The sequence below is a fragment of the Uliginosibacterium silvisoli genome, assembly GCF_036017035.1.
GTDB lineage: Bacteria > Pseudomonadota > Gammaproteobacteria > Burkholderiales > Rhodocyclaceae > Viridibacterium > Viridibacterium silvisoli.
In genome coordinates, this window is record NZ_JAYXHS010000002.1 from 907,929 (window position 1) to 925,675 (window position 17,747).

The window sequence follows — 17,747 nt, forward strand, 5'->3', positions numbered from 1 at the left end:
ATCACTGAACGGGGTATGGCCGGATGGCTGATACGACACAATTCGAGCTGACGACACCACTGGGCAGCAATGTATTGCTGTTCTCGCAGCTGAATGCAGGCGAGGGTTTATCGCAGGTCGCAGAGTTCCAGATTGAATGCCTGAGCAAGGAAGTCACGGTTGATCTCGATGCCATTCTTGGCAAGTTGGTCAGCCTGAGGGTCAGCCTTCCCGCAGAGAAGAACCGCTTTTTCTCGGGCTATGTGACGGGTATATCGCACCTTGGCGCGCAGGATGGTTATCAGACCTATCGCCTGCAGGTTCGTCCCTGGCTGTGGTTCCTGACGCGCACGGCCGACTGTCGCATTTTCCAGAGCAAGACCGTTCCCGACATCATCAAGGAAGTGTTCGCTGATCACGCCATCTCGGAGGTTCGCGATGCGCTGACTGGTAAGTACAGTACTTGGGATTACTGCGTGCAGTATCGTGAGTCCGACTACAACTTCGTCAGCAGGCTGATGGAGCAAGAGGGGATTTACTACTACTTCGAATACAAGAAGGACAAGAACGTCCTTGTCCTCGCCGACGCGTACAGTGCGCACAAGCCGATCGAAGGCGAGGCCGAGATCGAGTTCCTGGAGAACGCAGGTGCCAAGGAAGAGTCGGATTACATCAGCAGCTGGAGCTACCAGCGGCAGGTCCAACCGGGCAAGACCGTGCTGGCCGACTACGACTTCACCAAGCCCTCGGTGAAACTCGAAGGCAGCGCCGCCATGGCACGCTCGCACGGCGAAGGCAAACACGAAGTCTACGACTACCCTGGCGAATTCGACCAGGCCGCCGACGGCAAACACTACGCCCAGGTCCGCATCGACGAATACCAGGCCCAGTTCGAAGTCGCCCAAGGGCGCAGCAACGCCCGACGCCTCAGCGTTGGCCAGCTCTTCAAACTCAAAGGCCACGCCCGCAAAGACCAGAACCGCGAATACCTCCTCACCGCCACCACCACCCTCATCCGCGCCGAAGGCCACGAAAGCGGCCGCAGCGCGGGCAGCACCTTCCAGTGCAGCTTCAGCACCCTCAACAGCCACCAGGACTACCGCCCGCCGCGCAACACCGCCAAACCCATCGTCCAGGGCCCGCAGACCGCCATCGTCGTCGGCCCCTCCGGCGACGAGATCTACACCGACAAATACGGTCGCGTAAAAGTCCAGTTCCACTGGGACCGCTACGGCAAGAAAGACGAACACAGCTCCTGCTGGGTCCGCGTCTCCCACCCCTGGGCCGGCAAGAACTGGGGCTTCATCGCCATTCCAAGAATTGGCCAGGAAGTCATCGTCGAATTCCTCGAAGGCGACCCCGACCAACCCATCATCACCGGCCGCGTGTACAACGCCGACCAGATGCCCCCCTACGACCTGCCGGCCAACATGACCCAGACCGGCGTCAAGACGCGCTCCACGAAGGGAGGCGGCGTCGCCAACTTCAACGAGATCCGCTTCGAAGACAAGAAGGGCAGCGAACAACTCTTCATCCACGCCGAGAAGAACCAGGACATCGAGGTCGAGAACGACGAGACACACTGGGTCGGGCATGACAGGAAGAAGACCGTCGACAACGACGAGACCGTGCAGGTCAAACACAACCGCACCGAGACGGTCGAGAATGATGAGAGCATCACGATCGGCAACAATCGTACGGAGAGCGTTGGCCGGGATGAGTCGATCACCATCAGCAACAATCGTACTGAAGACGTCGGCAATGATGAGTCGATCACGATTGGTAGCAATCGCACCGAGAGTGTCGGCAAGGATGAATCGATCACTATTGCTGAGAACCGGACAACGTCCGTCGGTAAGGACGAGAAGCTTGATGTCTCAGGCAAGCGTACGTCTTCAGTTGCCAAGGATGACCAGTTGCAGGTCGGCAAGAACTGGGTGATAGAAGCAGGCGACTCGGTCACCATCAAGACCGGCAGCGCCAGCATCACGATGAAGAAAGACGGCACCATCACGATCAAGGGCAAGGACATCACGCTCGACGGTGGTGGCAAGATCAACGTCAAGGCCTCCAGCGATCTGGTGCTCAAGGGCTCCAAGATCGCTGAGAACTGAGTCGCTGCAAGATGCTCCAGGTTGTAAACCAGACTCCCCTTGCGGCAACGCTGACGGTGTTTCCCGACCCCCAGGGGGTCGAATGTGCGTATGCCAATGTCAAAGCATCGTTCGATTTTCGTTCGGGTGAGCCCTTGCTGGCAGCACAACAGGCCAACTTTCTCGCGGCGGATGTCTATTGGGGTGAGCCTGGCAAGAGCTCCTTGCGCGCTGCCGGCGACGTGACCTTGCTCAAACCCGCGACGGACGTCATTGTGATCGGCCGCGCAATTGCGCAAGGCGGGGCAACGCAGTCCATGGAGGTCCGGCTGCAAGTCGGGCCTGTGCAGCGTCAGCTACGCATCTATGGCAATCGTCACTGGGTTGCGCGCGGCAAAGGGGAGTTTGCAATCAGCGAGCCCGAGCCCTTCGAGCGCATGCCACTCCGTTGGGAGCTTGCTTATGGTGGCATCGGCGCCCTGCAGGAGGGTCGGCCGCAGGAGGGGGATGCGCGCAATCCGCTCGGTCGCGGATTTATCGCCAGCCATGACGACAAGATTGCTGGCCAGGCGCTCCCAAATATTGAAGACCCTGCAATGCTGATCACAGCACCGCATGACAGGCCGGCGCCCGCAGGAATTGCGCCAGTCGCGCCGACATGGTCGGTACGCAGTCAGTATGCGGGAACCTACGACGAGGCCTGGCAGCGCGAACGGGCTCCGCATCTGCCGCTTGATTTTGATCCCCGCTTTTTCAATGTCGCCGCGCCCGGAATGGTGGCGCCCGGCTACCTGCAGGGCGGTGAGGAGGTCAGCATTGTGGGGTGTTCGGCGGGGGCTCCCTTGCGCTTCAGGCTGCCGCGGCTCGATCTGCGGCTGGAGTGGCTGTTCAATGGCAAAGCCATTGCCGCGATACCCGTGCTCGATACCGTGCTGTTTGAAACCGACGTGGGGCGTTTGCAGATGGTCTGGCGTGCAGCTTTGAGGGTGGACAAGAATCTGCTCAAGCTGCGCGAGTTGCGGGTTGCCTGCACAAACCTGCACATGACTGCGGAGGCGCCGTGAGTTCAGGCATCGTCGTGTTGTCGGCAGGGGCCATTACACCCAATGGTTTGAGTCTTGCAGAGACGGCCGCAGCGGCGCGCTCGCGTACGGCCAATCTGCGGGAGATTGAATGGCGTGACCGGCGCTTTGATCCTTTCGTGGTGGGCTGTGTGCCCGATGATGGCTTGCCTGAACTGGCGGACGACTTGCGCGGGCAGGGCCTGCAAGAGCGGTTCTCGCGCATGCTGCGCCTTGCGCACGTGGCGTTGGCCGAGGCGATGGCGCCTGTGCCCGAGTCTGCGGCGCCGATTCCCTTGCTGATGGGCTTGCCGGAGCATCACACACGCAGCGAGATAGACCCACGCATGTTCATGAAGTACCTGCAAGTGCAGTCCGGTGCGCGTTTTCATGCGTCGAGTCTGGCTGTGCCCCGCGGCCGCGCAGGGGGGCTGATGGCGGTGCGTCAGGCCATTGCAAAGCTGGAGAGTGGTCAGTCGGAGTTTGTGCTGATTGGCGGAGTGGACAGCCTCGTCGATCTGTATGTATTGGGAACGCTCGATCTGCAGGGGCGTGTTCGCAATAGCCAGAACCCCGATGGTTTTGCGCCGGGTGAAGGCGCGGCCTTCCTGCTGTTGAGCACTTCCACGATGGCGCAAGGTCTCGGAGTCGAGGCTCTGGCGGAAGTGGAGGCTTGCGGGATCGGCCTGGAGGAGGGCCATCTGTATTCAGATGAGCCCTATCTCGGTGAGGGCCTGGCCCATGCTTTTTCCGAGCTGTTTGCACAGCCACCCGCGCAACCTGTCGCGAGCATCTACGCAAGCTTCAATGGTGAGCGCTATTGGGGCAAGGAGTTCGGCGTTGCACGGCTGCGCAACAGTGCCCGCTTCGCCGAGCCTTTGCAGATGGAGCATCCTGCCGAATGCTTCGGCGATCTCGGCGCAGCGCATGGCCCAGTGATGGCCGCACTGGCTGCGCAAGGCATTTCTGCAGGCTATCGACGCTCACCGAGCCTGATCTATGCGTCGTCAGATCACGGTGATCGGGCTGCGCTTTTACTCAACGCTTGCAGCTGAGCGCAGGCGCGACGGAGGACTGATTCATGCCATGTACCGTACATAACATCATGGGCTTTGCGCACAAGAACAGTGGCGGCATGAGCATGGTGTTCCCCGACGTCTGCAAGACACCCGCGCCACCTGCGCCGCCAATTCCGATTCCTTACCCCAATATCGGAAAATCGTCTGACACCTCGGCCGGGACCAGTACGGTCAAGGCCGATGGCAGCATGGTGATGGTAAAAGGCGCGAAGTACATGATGAGTGCCGGGGACGAGCCGGGCAGCGTGGGCGGTGTCATGAGCGGCACTTTCAAACAGGAGTGCGAGTTCATGCTCTACTCCTTTGACGTGATGCTGGATGGCAAGAACGTATGTCGCATGGGCGACATGCTCTGGCACAACAAGAAGAACATCTGCGGGTGACACCATGACGCAATTGGGAGAGCCGGTCGCAATTGGCATTGTTCTGGGGGCCGATGACGCCTGTCCATTCGATCATGACAGTCCGACGCCGCCAAGCACGCAGAATGATTTTGTAGGCGATGCAACGGTTCTGGCGTCCAACATGTCGGGCCGGATCAGCACCGCGCTATACGACCCCATGAAGCCAGGCGGTCTCGAAGCAATTGTGAGCCCGAACGACAACCCCAAGCATCCATTCTGGGACGGGCTTGCAGAAGATCAGTGGCCGATACAGATTCCCTGGCGGGATGAAAAATCGGGAAAATCCGGCACGCACCGCTATCCCGTCACCTGTGCTGCGCATCATCTCATCCCCGCTCAGGAGTCCCTCAAACGAGCAACCGAACTCCATGCTTTCATGATCAAGAAGGGGGACACAGAGGCTGTTGCCGAAGGTAAAAGCAAGACGACGCTCTCTGGCGGTGTTGTGTATGCAGATGTGGGCTACGACGTTAACGGCAGCGAAAACGGTTTGTTCCTGCCCGGTAACTATGCAGTGACTGGCCTGACAATGGATGACCCCTATTGGACGCCCGAGTTAAGCGTACTGGCGGGAATTGATTGGGAACATGGCGAAGCACCTGACAATGAAAACGTCGCCAAGCCCAAACAGGTCAACTCCCCGAAACTTACGGGCCACAGGCACCAGATCAACAACGAAAACAGGAAGTGGTTGTACGTGAAACAAGCGGTCAAGATGGCGCCGGGCCAGTTTCATGATCGACACGCCGATTACAGTAATTGGGTGGTGGATCGCCTCAATACGGTAGGTATCCAATATCGCAAGCAAGCTCGCGAAATCATGCAGAACGTCGGCTGCGACAAATGCAAAGAGCGCTTCAAAAAATTCAAGGACGCCGGGCTCCCGACTCCGTTCAAGTTGCTCAGCCGGTTGAATGCTTCTTCCACAGGGCTGAAAGGTCTGTTGGGCGGATCTGTCTGGCGTAGCAAGGTGGTGACATCCAACTGGGGGCAAGCCTACATTCTGGCAAAAACCAGCAATACCCCGGACGCCGACTAAGAGGAATGCATATGTACTACATGCTCGACTTCATCAGTCCGATCGGACAGCAGCAAGCGCTTGTGAACTACACGCCAGACACGCCGGACGACGACATCTTTGCGCGCAGCTGGCTGGAGGGCGCCAGGTTTTCATCGCCGCCGCCTGTGCCTGTTGTTGCCACCATTCCTGCCTCGCAGGCAGGTTTGATTCCGGATTTGATAGGCGGCTCGTTGCCCATGATGAGCAAGCGCCTGGCCGAGGCGATCGAATCTGCAGGGGTGTCGAATATTGACTTCTACGAGGCCGAGATCGACGACCAGAAGTCAGGGCAAAAACTGGATACCCACCTGGCATTCAATATCGTGGGCGTGATTGCTGCGGCCGATCTGGCGAAGTCTGCCTATTCGGCTCCGGATGGCCCGCTCATTTCCGTCGAGTTCAGCTCGTTGGCGATAGACCCATCCAAAGCGCAGGGTGCCAGGCTTTTCCGCCTGGCTGAATTCGTCGCTGGAATTGTCGTGCACGAAAGCGTCAAGCAGGCGATTGAGCAAGCCAATATCACGACATTGACCTTCACCGATCCGGCGGAGTGGGCAAGTTAGGCAGATCACCCGTGTGGCTGGCTGAGGCGCTGGCTGCACAACACTGTTTGTTCCGGATTTCCGTGCCGTACCAACCGATCGACGACAGCGCGAGGGTAGTGAGAAATGAATGACGCAATTGCCGGCATGCTTCAGCAGACTGCGGGGTTTGCATTCGAGACGGGCTCCATTCTCAGCATTGAAGCTGCGGGCACGATTCTGGTTCGCTCCGTTGAAGGAACGACGACGCGTTGCCTCTGGCTTGAAAATGCGGCAGCACCCATTGCGCTCCTTGCAGGAGATCAGGTGCTGTTTGTCCGTACCAATTCCGAGCAAGGCGTGGTGGTCGGTCGGGTTGGCGTCTACAGCGCGCCGGAAGCGTCTGTCCCGCCCAAACAGCTCACGCTCGAAGCCACCGAGGTGCTAAGCCTGAAGTGCGGCGATGTGTCGATTGATCTGCGTGCCGCGGATGGCAAGTTGATGATGCGTGGCGAGGATGTGCTGCTGCGCGCCAAGGGAACGCAGCGCATCAAGGCTGGCTCAGTCAACATCAACTGATGGGCTCTATCCGTACCCCTGTACGCAAGCTGCGCTTTATCCCCGGGCAGATTGCGACCCACGCCGAAGAACTGGCCTATTTGCGCTCGCGCTTGCGTGCTTCGCTGGCCTCTCCCGCACTGACCATCGTCAACATCCAGGATCTGCAGGAGCGCTGTGAAGCGCACGTGCAGGGACTGGTGGTGGCCGGGCCCGATCTGTTGAGCCTGGTCTCGGCCTCGCTGGAGGCGGATGATCGCGATGAGGTGTTTGCTGCGGCGTATGGCCTGTTGCGTACCCAGATTCCGGCGTTCGCGCAGCGTGTCATTGATGCCTTCATGAGCGCTTCCGGCAATCGCCTCACGGGGCTTGCCGATGCCTTGGGCGCCGTGCAGGAAACCTTGAGTGAAGCGGCCTTGTTGAAGGTAGTGGAGCAGGGGGATGCGCGCCGCGCCGCCCATGCAGGATTGGCGCTGGCCAATCGCCGCTGTCTATACGCGGGTCATCCGCGGCTCGCAACGCTGCTCGGCGATGAAGACACCGCTATTGCGTTGCTGGCCTGGCGTGTCGCGGCCCTGCTCGACGAACCGGGCGCTGCACACGACCGTCCTTATGCCCTGGCTGCGCGCAGCGAGGATGTCGCGCTGCGCGAAGCAGCGTTTCATGCGGGCGCCTGGCATGGTGAATCCTGGGTGTTACCTGCGCTGGCCCAGCTTGCACAGCGAGGAGACCTTGTCGGCTGGCGTGGTCTGGCTGCGCTGGGCGATGCACGCTGTGTGCCCTTGCTGACATCCGGACTGCAGGAGGAGATTCCCCTGGCGCTACGTGCACCGCTGGCCGCGCGCTGGGGGCATCCCGTCGCGATCGAGCATATGTTGGCGCAGATGCGCGACGCAGACCCGGTGCAAGCCGCCGCAGCGGGAGATGCTTTTACGCGCATGACGGGTTTCGACGTCGAGGGCCGCCGCGAGACGCCACCCGTGGCCGAGGATACGGATGTGTTTGCGCGGGAGTTTGCCGAGGATGTGTGGTTGCCTGACATCGACAAAGCGCAGCGTTTCTGGACGCAGCATGCTGAGCGTTGGCAAGCTGGTGCGCGTTGGTGCCGCGGCTTCGAGATCACCGCAAGCCTGCCTTCTGCCGCGCAGCAGCAGATCAGCATGCAGGCACGTTGGGATTTCGGCGCACGTGCGGCGCTCTCCGGTGCGCGTATCTTCGCGCCGCCCCCTGCTCTGTAAAGCGTACTCGCGGACTTTGCCGCGCCGCTGAGCGCCACGAATCCGCGCTACCAGTAATGCCGGATGCCCGTCTGGGGCATTGAGGCCGGTGCGTTTTACAAGGACACTGCATTCCTGTAGCTTCGCTTGGCAGCATCGGCAGCGCGGCCTCGTCACTGACTGAGGCGCGGATGCAGCACACGGGAAGCTGGCTCGCACACTAGACGAGGGGACGTGGTCGCCATGGCAGAGACAACGCAATTCGAGCTGACAACCCCGCTAGGGGCAAACGTCCTGCTGTTTTCCCGGCTCAACGCTGGTGAGGCGCTTTCGCAAGTTGCCGACTTCCAGATCGAATGCCTGAGTAGCGAGACCGATGTGGATCTGGACTCCATTCTCGGCAAACAGGTCAGCTTGCGTGTTGGCCTCCCTGACGACAAGGAGCGCTTCTTCTGCGGCTACGTGACCGCCATTTCCCATCTCGGTACGGAAGAGCGTTATCAGGCTTATCGCCTGCAGGTTCGTCCCTGGTTGTGGTTCCTGACGCGCACGGCCGACTGTCGCATTTTCCAGAGCAAGACCGTTCCCGACATCATCAAGGAAGTGTTCGCTGATCACGCCATCTCGGAGGTTCGCGATGCGCTGACTGGTAAGTACAGTACTTGGGATTACTGCGTGCAGTATCGTGAGTCCGACTACAACTTCGTCAGCAGGCTGATGGAGCAAGAGGGGATTTACTACTACTTCGAATACAAGAAGGACAAGAACGTCCTTGTCCTCGCCGACGCGTACAGTGCGCACAAGCCGATCGAAGGCGAGGCCGAGATCGAGTTCCTGGAGAACGCAGGTGCCAAGGAAGAGTCGGATTACATCAGCAGCTGGAGCTACCAGCGGCAGGTCCAACCGGGCAAGACCGTGCTGGCCGACTACGACTTCACCAAGCCCTCGGTGAAACTCGAAGGCAGCGCCGCCATGGCACGCTCGCACGGCGAAGGCAAACACGAAGTCTACGACTACCCTGGCGAATTCGACCAGGCCGCCGACGGCAAACACTACGCCCAGGTCCGCATCGACGAATACCAGGCCCAGTTCGAAGTCGCCCAAGGGCGCAGCAACGCCCGACGCCTCAGCGTTGGCCAGCTCTTCAAACTCAAAGGCCACGCCCGCAAAGACCAGAACCGCGAATACCTCCTCACCGCCACCACCACCCTCATCCGCGCCGAAGGCCACGAAAGCGGCCGCAGCGCGGGCAGCACCTTCCAGTGCAGCTTCAGCACCCTCAACAGCCACCAGGACTACCGCCCGCCGCGCAACACCGCCAAACCCATCGTCCAGGGCCCGCAGACCGCCATCGTCGTCGGCCCCTCCGGCGACGAGATCTACACCGACAAATACGGTCGCGTAAAAGTCCAGTTCCACTGGGACCGCTACGGCAAGAAAGACGAACACAGCTCCTGCTGGGTCCGCGTCTCCCACCCCTGGGCCGGCAAGAACTGGGGCTTCATCGCCATTCCAAGAATTGGCCAGGAAGTCATCGTCGAATTCCTCGAAGGCGACCCCGACCAACCCATCATCACCGGCCGCGTGTACAACGCCGACCAGATGCCCCCCTACGACCTGCCGGCCAACATGACCCAGACCGGCGTCAAGACGCGCTCCACGAAGGGAGGCGGCGTCGCCAACTTCAACGAGATCCGCTTCGAAGACAAGAAGGGCAGCGAACAACTCTTCATCCACGCCGAGAAGAACCAGGACATCGAGGTCGAGAACGACGAGACACACTGGGTCGGGCATGACAGGAAGAAGACTGTCGACAATGACGAGACCGTGCACGTGAAGAGCAACCGCACGGAGACCGTAGGAGCGGAAGAGAAGATCACGATTGGTGCCAACCGCACCGAGAGCGTCGGGGCGAGCGAGAAGATCACGATTGCCGCGAACCGTACCGAGAGTGTGGGCGCTAACGAACAGATATCGATTGGTGCGAATCGCACCGAAAGCGTGGGTGCTTCCGAGAGCATCACCGTGGGGGCCAGCCAGAGCGTGACGGTGGGCGCCAGCCAGACAGTCAGCGTCGGCGGTTCGAAATCCGAAACCATCGGTGCAGGGCTCACCCAGACCGTGGGCGGCTCGTGGAACATGACGGCAGCAGGCCCGGTCACGATCACGGCACCTGCTGGACTGACCATCATCTCGCCCGGTGGCAATCGCACCATCGACAATATGTTCGACAAGATCGGCGGTTTCCTGTCGACCAAGTTCGGTACGCAAAGCACGGTGGCAGGCTCGAGCTATCAGGCAACGGGTGTTGCCATCGCGCAGACGGCCTTGAAGCTTGAGACCACCCTGGAGTCCATCAGTGCGACAGGTATCAACATGGAAACCAAAGGCCTCAACATGGCGTACGTCGTACTCAAGTGCGAGAAGGCTTCCTTCGAGATCAAGACTGCTGACGCCCACATCATTGCCTGACGGAAACCCCACCAGGCCCTTCGAAGAAACGGCATGAAAACATTCAAGCCCGGCGCGGTCGCGATGCTCACACGCACCATCGAGTATCGCGGCCGCTTCCGCTTCATAGTCACGCCGATGCTTTTCGTATCCCTTCAGGGGCCTCTGCGCCTGCGTGGCGAGGGGGCGTTGTGGCAGTTCGCAGCCGAGGAGCTCGGTGCAGAAACCGCCCTGGATGCTGGCATGCCGAAAGTCCGCGGCGAATACTTCGTGCATGGTCGGGCTAGCCCGCCCGGCGGGCCGGCGCCGGCCTGCGCGGTGCGTGCCCGCTTCGCAGGCAAAGAGAAAGCGCTCATCGTGTTCGGCAAGCGCAGCTGGCAGGGCAAGGAGCCCAGCGAGCCCGAAGCCTTTCACGATATGCCCATGGACTGGCGTCTGGCCTACGGTGGTGGCGATTTCGCCCTCAATCCTGCGGGCCTCGGGCATATCAAACCGGATGACACGGCGACGAGCTGGGCTTTGCCGCAGGTCGAGTATCCGGATGATCCCTCGGTGCGTCCCGGCAAGCCGATCAAGGTGGCCGGCTTCGGCGCGCGCGATGCAATGCATCCGGAGCGCGCCGCGATGATCGGCACCTACGATGACAACTGGCTGAAGACGGACTTCCCAGGCCTGGCGCGCGACGTCGACTGGCGTCACTTCAACGTCACGCAGCAGGACCAATGGCTCGACCTGCCGATTGCGGCCGATGCGCCCTGGTCCTTCGAGCACCTGCATCCGACCCGGCCGCTGTTGCAGGGCAATCTGCCCGGCCTGGTATCGCGCTGTTTCATCACTCGTCTCGTTGGTGACGAGCCACGTTTCCAGGAAATCCCGACGCAGCTCGAGACGGTACTGTTCTTCCCGCATCGCGAGTGCGCGGTGCTGATCAGTCGCGGCAGCCTCGAAGTGGCAGAAGAGGATGCGGCCGAGATCAAATTGCTGATCGCGGCGGCAGAGTGGCAGGACGAGTCACGTTCGCTCGAGCACTACGCCGAAGCCGTGCAACAGCGCCTCGATCCGGAAAACGGCCACTTCTTCATGCTCAAGGAGGACGACCTCCTGCCGGGCGGGCAGGGCGAGCGCTACAGCGTCGAGCAGTTCGTCAGCGCCTTGCCCGAGAATCCGCGCCCCCTGCTCGCCGAGAACCTGCGCCGGCGTCAGCGTGCCGAGATCGAAAGTGCGCGCGCCATGGTGACGGCCTACGGCATGGACCCTGATGATGGTCACGCGCCGAGCTTGCCTGCAGAGGCTGAGGCGCTGCCAAAAAGGCTGGAGGATTTTCCTGCCTTCCTTGCAGAGAAGAAGGCACAGGAGCTTGCCTCGCGAGCGGAGTTTGCCGCGCGCGAGGCGACGTATGATGCGCAACGGCGTGCGCTGTTCGCGAGCCTTGGCATGGACTACGGCATCATCGAGGCCGAGTACTCGGCCAAGCCCAAAGGGCCGCCGACCATGACGGCCCAAGCGCAATTCGACACCCTGGCGCAGGTGCGCAGCACGCTGGCGGCGCAGAATGGGCCCGTTGACGAGATCGACCAGTACCTCGAAGACCCTGCATTCCGCGAACGCATGCATTCCGCAGAGCGCCAGGCGAAGCAGGCCTACCTGGTCAGCGCACACATGCAAGACGCGGCTGACCGCATGCCTGCAGAACGTGCGGACTGGATTCGTGATCGCGCAGTGCAGCACCTGGAAAGCGGTGGCGCTTTCACGGGCATCAACCTCACTGGCGCCAATCTAACCGGGATGAATTTTGCAGGGCGTGATTTCAGCGGCGCGCATCTGGAAGCCATTGATTTCAGCGGCTGCGATTTGTCAGGCTGCAATTTCGACAAGGCAGTGCTGGCGCGTGCCAATCTTTCGCGGGCCACGCTGACTGGCGCGAGTTTGCGCGACGCCAATCTTGGTGAAGCAGATCTGAGTGACGCGGATTTCAGCAACGCAGTGCTGGAAGGCGCCATCCTGCGCGGTGCGCATTTCGCGCGCGCACGCTTCGTCGGCGCGAATCTGCAAAAGATCAATCTTCTGGGCGGTGCGGATTTCCGTGAAGGGGACCTGTCTGGTGCCAACGCCGCGGATGTCGTATTGCTCGATGCTGACCTGCAAGGCCTGGTGTGTCGCAATACCAATCTCGACCGGGCAGCCTTCGTACGTTGCAAGCTCGGGGGGGCAGATTTCTCGGGCGCGAGCCTGGAGCGTGCGTCCTTCATCGAGGTGCAGGCGCAGGAGATGCGATTCGTCGGTGCGCGCATCATCAAGACCGTTTTCGTCGGCGTGAACATGCTGGATGGCGCTGACTTCAGCGGCGCCGAGATTCTCACCAGCAACTTCCGGCCCTCCAGCATGCGTGGTGCGCGTTTTGATGCCGCGACCATTCGCGAGTCGGATTTCTCGAGTGCCGATCTGCATTCGTCGAGCTTCGCTGCGGCGAATGCAACTGATTGCCGCTTCACGAAGACCGATTTGCGCAAGGCGCGCATGGCGGGCGCGAAGCTCATGAACAGCAGCTTTGCCAGTGCCCGCCTCGAAGGTGCGGATTTGCGCGAGACGAACCTGTATGCAGCCGATCTGGCGCGTGTTGTGGCGGACACGGCCACGCGTTTCGACAAGGCATTGACGACCAAGGTGCGCACCTATCCCCGGCGTCGTGATCCTGAGGTAGATGCAACGTGAGCGTCATGACACGCGATGAGCTTGCCGCGCTGATCCATTCCGGTTACGAGGCCAATGCCCTGGACTTGCGTGGCCTCGATCTGCGTACCGCTGTATTGAGTGGTGGCGTGTTCAAGGGCTGCGACCTGAGCGGCGCAGACTTGTCTGGTGCGGATTTGCGGCAGACGAATTTCATCGATTGCCGCTTCGACGAGGCGAAGTTTGCGGAAACGAAAGCCGAAGACTGCTCCATCGTGCGATGCAGTTTCGTGCGTAGCGACATGAAGGGCATCGCGCTGCGCAATACGAATTTCGCAGAGGGACAGTTCAGCGATGTGGACCTGAGCAAGGCTGATCTTTCACTCGTCGTGTTTGCCAAGAGCAAGCTCGAACGCGTGCGCTTCAGCGGCGCGCGCACGGACCGCGCCAATATGCTGGAGTGTGAAGTGCTGGCTCCGGACTTCAGCCAGACGCTGCTTGATCGTGTGGTGATCCTGAGTGCCGATCTGCGTACCGCGAAGTTCGATGGCGCGGTTCTGAAGAACGTGGTCTTCCTGAAATGTGTATTGGCCGGCCAGAATTTTTCAAGTGCCGATCTCGTGCTCAGCCAATTGATCGGCGCAGACGTGAGCGCTTGCGACTTCACTGGCGCCAATCTGCGGCAGGTGAACTTTCAGGGAGGCAAAGCGATCGGTGCCAGGTTCAGCAAGGCCGACGCACGCAATGCGATCTTCATGGAGTGCGACGTAAGTGGCGCCGACTTCTCGGGTGCTGTGCTGACGCAGGCCATCTTCGTTGCGACACAGGCTACACAGGTGCGCTTCAACGATGCCGATATGCGCCAGTGTGTGTTGCAGCGGGCGGTTTGCGTACAGGCGAGTTTTGCAGGGGCCAATCTGGATGAAGCTGATTGTTCTCATGCCGACCTTAGTTCCGCCGATCTGCGTGGCGCATCTTTAGGGCGTACGAAATTGCATGGCGTGCAGGACCAGGGCGCTGTTTTTACGGATCGCAAGCGGGCGCTGGAAAGCGACCGGGAATTGTTGGCTGCCGAGCAATGGCAGCCGCGTCGTGTTGACCCGGCCTGACGCGGCCGGACAGGAAGGAGACATCATGGGAACACCTGCCAATGAACTGATCACGCAAATCGTCGCCATGCCGGTGAATGCCATCGGCCACGTGATTGCGTGTGCAGACGAGAGCGCCATCCGCGTGCAGCTGGAGGGTGCGGAGTGCGTTGTCAAACGCGCGGCCAGTTGCCTGCTTGCGCCGGAAGAGGGCGACAGCGTGCTGGTGTGCGGGCCGGATGCGAGCGCGCTGTACATCATTGCCGTGCTGGAGCGCAGCGCGACACGGCCGGCTCGCCTTGCACTGGGGCAGGATGCCGAGATCTCCACGCGCGGCAAACTGACGGTGGCGAGCGACGAGTTGCTGGTACGCGCACGTCATGCCACGACGCTGGTTGATCAGCTTGCGAGTTTCGGCCGTGAGTTGAGCGCCTCGATCGGCAAGATCAAGCTGGTCGGCAATTTCTTCGAATCCTTCTTCGAGCGCACCAGCCAGTTCGCGGGCAATAGCGTGCGCACGGTCGAAGGTATCGACCAGTTGCGTAGTGCCAGCATTGACTATCGCGCCGAGCAGTCGCTGAACCTGCAGGCTTCGGAAGTCATTGCCACGGCGAAGACCCTGGTCAAGGTCGATGGCGGCCAGATCCACATCGGCTAAGGGAGAGAGATATGTTCGCCAATACGCAGATGATGGGCATGGACATGGGAATGCCGGATGTCTGCCTGACTCCCGCGCCGCCCGCGCCGCCGATTCCGATTCCCTACCCGAACATGGCGATGGGGCCGACAGCCATCCCGAATTGTCCGACGATCCTGTTCATGGGCGCGCCCGCGCACAATCTGGCGACGACCATTCCGATGACCAATGGCGATAACGCTGGCGTCATGATGGGCGTGGCCTCCGGAACGGTGATGGGGCCGTCACGTCATCTCACCGGTGCGTTCATGACGCTGCTGATGGGCATGCCCGCAACGCGCCTGACCAGCATGTCCCTGCAGAACAGCACCAACTGCCCCGGCTGTCGTATCGTGCCGAGCCAGGTCAAGGTGCTGTTGATGGGGCCTTGAACAACTACGCGCTTGCCATGAAAAAAATGCTCATTCCCCTCCTGATTGTTGCGGGTCTCGTGATTGCTGCCGGGATCGTCTATTTTGTCGTGACGCAGAAATCCGACGCTGGCGGCTTCGACTTCAGCCACACCCAACGTACCCTCGAGACAGGGACGCCCGCCAAGGCGCGTGTGCTGACGATGCGCGACACGGGTGGGCGCTTGAACAGCAATCCGGTGGTCGAATTCCAGCTGGAGGTACAGCCGGCAAGTGGGGCTGCGTTCAGCGCGACAACCCGGGCCATTATTTCTACCGTGGATCTGCCGCGTTTCCAGGCGGGCGCCAGTATCGATGTGAAATATGATCCGGTAGATCACAGCAGCGTCGCTGTCCTGCATTGAGAATGATGAGATTCCGGCCGATCAAAGGCCGACGCAGGCGCACGGTGATTGGGGTAATCTTTTTGCCGTAGCAGACCCACAAAAGAAGAAGCGTTTGCTATTCCTGATTGCAGGCATGTGTCACCAGCGCCGCAGGGCCACATTCGGCGCGCTATCCAGCATGCAATCAAACACTTGAACAGGAGAAGTTCGCTTGTTGCGCATTTCGGTTTATCAATTTCAAGGCGAAGCGCCTGAATCCCCACTGGCATGTGAGTTCCGGGAGCAGGGCGGCACGATAGGGCGTGACTTCAGCAATCAGCTGGCACTGCCCGATCAGGAGCGCCACATGTCACGTGTGCAGGCCGAGGTGCAGTTCGTCAATGGCGGCTATCAACTCGTCGACCACGGCAGCAATCCGACCACCGTGAACGGCATGCCGCTTGGCAAGGGCAACGCTGCGCCCCTGAATGATGGCGACGAGATCGGTATCGCTTTCTACACCTTGCGCGTGGAGATTCCGCGCGCCGCACCTTCGTTCGTGTCGAGCCCCGCCCCCGTCAGCCGTGCGCAACCGCCGAGCCCGCCTCCTGCCGCAAGTGGCGATGCGCTTGGCTTGTTTGCGTCGGCATCGGCGCCTGCCAGCGCGCCACGCGCAGTGGCCCCGGCCCCGCTTTCAATGGATGATCCGTTTGCGGCCTTGTCGATGCCCGGTCAGGTCGCGAAGCCTGTGCCAAAAGCGCCACCCGCGCAGCCAGCATCAGCCGCTTCCGACGACCCGTTTGCTGTGTTCGGCGCACCGTTGCCTGCGCCATCGGCCCCCCCGGTGCGCAGTTCTGCGCCCGCGCCCATGGACGACCCCTTTGCTGCTTTCGGTGCCGCGCCCAAGCCGGCAGCTGCAGCATCGCCTCTGGGTATCGATCTGCCGGGTGATCCCCTGGGTGTCGGACTTCAGCAGGAGGGCGGTTCGCTCGACGATCTGTTCAGCCTGGATAGCAAGAGCCGTTCGCAAGACCCGTTCGCGGGTTCGGCCCTGGCAGATCCGCTTTTCGGCGGTCCTGCCTCGATTTCAGGCACCGAAGATCCTCTCGCCTTGCTGTCTGGCAGTGCGCCCGTAGCGCCGCCTACCGAGCGCAACGATGCGCCTTTGATGCACGAGGCATTTACGCCGCCCAAGGTTGTCGAGGACGATTTCCTGTCGCTGGACCTGGCAGACGACGAGCCCGCTCCGGAGCCAGCAGTGGTGCCGGCAGCGCAGCCGGTCAAGCCGCTCGGTGGCATGGTGTCGTGGGACAACGAAGACCCAGGCGAACCTGCCAGTGGATCCGCACGCGCGCCGCAGGCGCCTGCACCAAGCGCTCCGGCCGCGCCGCCACCGCCGCCACCGGCGGCCCGGCCCGTGGTGGAGCCGGTTGCCAGCCAACCCGTGCCGCGTCCCAAGGTTGTTGTTGAAGGGCTGGACAATACCTCGTCGGCCGCGGTGGCAGCCTCCGGGGCGCCGGGCGCACCGCAAGGCGACGCCAATGCCGCGGCGTTGCTCGAAGCATTGGCACGCGGTCTGGGGGTTACCGGCCTCAAGCCGCCGGGCGGGTTGACGCCCGAATTTATGGAGCATGTCGGCAAGATCGTGCGTGAGGCGGCACATGGCACGATAGAGCTGCTGCTGGCACGTGCGGTGACCAAGCGCGAAGTGCGTGCAGAGATGACGATGATCGTCAGCAAGAACAACAACCCGCTCAAATTCTCGCCGGATGTGAATTTCGCCCTGATGCAATTGATCGCTCCGACGGGCGCGGGCTTCATGCCGCCGGTAGAAGCGATGCGGGACGCCTATGATGATTTGAGAGCTCACCAGATCGCATTCATGGCTGGTATGCGTGGGGCGCTGACGGGCGTTCTCGGGCGCTTCAAGCCTGAGGATCTGGAGGCCCGCTTGAGCGACAAGAGCTTCCTCGACTCGGTGCTGCCGGGCGGGCGCAAGGCGAAGTTGTGGGACCTGTACGAACAGCGTTTCGCGGATATCTCCCGCGAGGCGGAGGACAATTTTCATACCTTCTTTGGCCGCGAGTTTCTCAAGGCTTATGAAGAGCAACTTGATCGACTGCATGATGATCGTTGAGGCATCGCCGCCATGTG

The 17,747-nt window shown here is 61.1% G+C and carries 15 protein-coding genes; all 15 read left to right on the forward strand.

Translation table 11 applies throughout. The features are described from left to right. Nucleotides 1-23: 23 nt before the first annotated feature. The 15 genes from VVD49_RS13770 (at nt 24) to tagH (ending at nt 17,730) form a co-directional block, all read left to right on the forward strand. Nucleotides 24-2,093: a type VI secretion system Vgr family protein gene (locus tag VVD49_RS13770; RefSeq protein ID WP_327599757.1), complete on the forward strand. Its 2,070-nt coding sequence runs from the start codon at nt 24-26 to the stop codon at nt 2,091-2,093. 11 nt (nt 2,094-2,104) lie between these two features. Next, nucleotides 2,105-3,136 carry a DUF2169 family type VI secretion system accessory protein gene (locus VVD49_RS13775; RefSeq protein ID WP_327599758.1) on the forward strand — a complete coding sequence of 344 codons (1,032 nt, stop codon included), beginning with the start codon at nt 2,105-2,107 and terminating at the stop codon, nt 3,134-3,136. Next, entirely contained in the window at nt 3,133-4,188 is a 1,056-nt protein-coding gene (locus VVD49_RS13780) for a beta-ketoacyl synthase N-terminal-like domain-containing protein (protein WP_327599759.1), read from the forward strand. Before VVD49_RS13775 ends, VVD49_RS13780 begins: the two co-directional genes overlap by 4 nt. 26 nt (nt 4,189-4,214) lie before the next feature. Next, nucleotides 4,215-4,595 (forward strand): DUF4150 domain-containing protein, encoded by a 381-nt coding sequence (locus VVD49_RS13785; RefSeq protein ID WP_327599760.1) that lies wholly within the window; start codon nt 4,215-4,217, stop codon nt 4,593-4,595. 4 nt (nt 4,596-4,599) lie between these two features. Continuing rightward, a complete protein-coding gene (locus VVD49_RS13790) occupies nt 4,600-5,655 on the forward strand; it encodes a hypothetical protein (RefSeq protein WP_327599761.1) in 1,056 nt (351 codons plus the stop codon). 20 nt (nt 5,656-5,675) lie between these two features. Beyond that, on the forward strand, nt 5,676-6,239 hold the full coding sequence (locus VVD49_RS13795; RefSeq protein WP_327599762.1) for an imm11 family protein: 564 nt from the start codon (nt 5,676-5,678) through the stop codon (nt 6,237-6,239). A 126-nt stretch (nt 6,240-6,365) separates the two neighbouring features. Beyond that, nucleotides 6,366-6,776, forward strand: a complete 411-nt coding sequence (locus VVD49_RS13800) for a hypothetical protein (protein WP_327599763.1) — start codon at nt 6,366-6,368, stop codon at nt 6,774-6,776. Continuing rightward, a complete protein-coding gene (locus VVD49_RS13805) occupies nt 6,776-7,993 on the forward strand; it encodes a hypothetical protein (RefSeq protein ID WP_327599764.1) in 1,218 nt (405 codons plus the stop codon). The genes VVD49_RS13800 and VVD49_RS13805 overlap by 1 nt, the downstream gene beginning before the upstream one ends. Before the next feature lie 222 nt (nt 7,994-8,215). Continuing rightward, entirely contained in the window at nt 8,216-10,444 is a 2,229-nt protein-coding gene (locus tag VVD49_RS13810; RefSeq protein WP_327599765.1) for a type VI secretion system Vgr family protein, read from the forward strand. A gap of 33 nt (nt 10,445-10,477) precedes the next feature. Further along, entirely contained in the window at nt 10,478-13,135 is a 2,658-nt protein-coding gene (locus VVD49_RS13815) for a DUF2169 family type VI secretion system accessory protein (protein ID WP_327599766.1), read from the forward strand. A gap of 5 nt (nt 13,136-13,140) precedes the next feature. Then, nucleotides 13,141-14,202, forward strand: coding sequence for a pentapeptide repeat-containing protein (locus tag VVD49_RS13820; RefSeq protein WP_327599978.1), 1,062 nt, complete (start codon nt 13,141-13,143; stop codon nt 14,200-14,202). Nucleotides 14,203-14,227: 25 nt separating this feature from the next. Further along, entirely contained in the window at nt 14,228-14,839 is a 612-nt protein-coding gene (locus tag VVD49_RS13825) for a DUF3540 domain-containing protein (protein WP_327599767.1), read from the forward strand. 11 nt (nt 14,840-14,850) lie between these two features. Further along, the gene (locus VVD49_RS13830; protein WP_327599768.1) at nt 14,851-15,249 is read left to right on the forward strand and encodes a DUF4150 domain-containing protein; all 399 of its coding nucleotides are present in this window, start codon (nt 14,851-14,853) and stop codon (nt 15,247-15,249) included. A 26-nt stretch (nt 15,250-15,275) separates the two neighbouring features. Then, nucleotides 15,276-15,632, forward strand: a complete 357-nt coding sequence (locus VVD49_RS13835; protein WP_327599769.1) for a DUF3592 domain-containing protein — start codon at nt 15,276-15,278, stop codon at nt 15,630-15,632. A gap of 193 nt (nt 15,633-15,825) precedes the next feature. Then, the gene (gene tagH, locus VVD49_RS13840; protein WP_327599770.1) at nt 15,826-17,730 is read left to right on the forward strand and encodes a type VI secretion system-associated FHA domain protein TagH; all 1,905 of its coding nucleotides are present in this window, start codon (nt 15,826-15,828) and stop codon (nt 17,728-17,730) included. Nucleotides 17,731-17,747 lie beyond the last annotated feature (17 nt).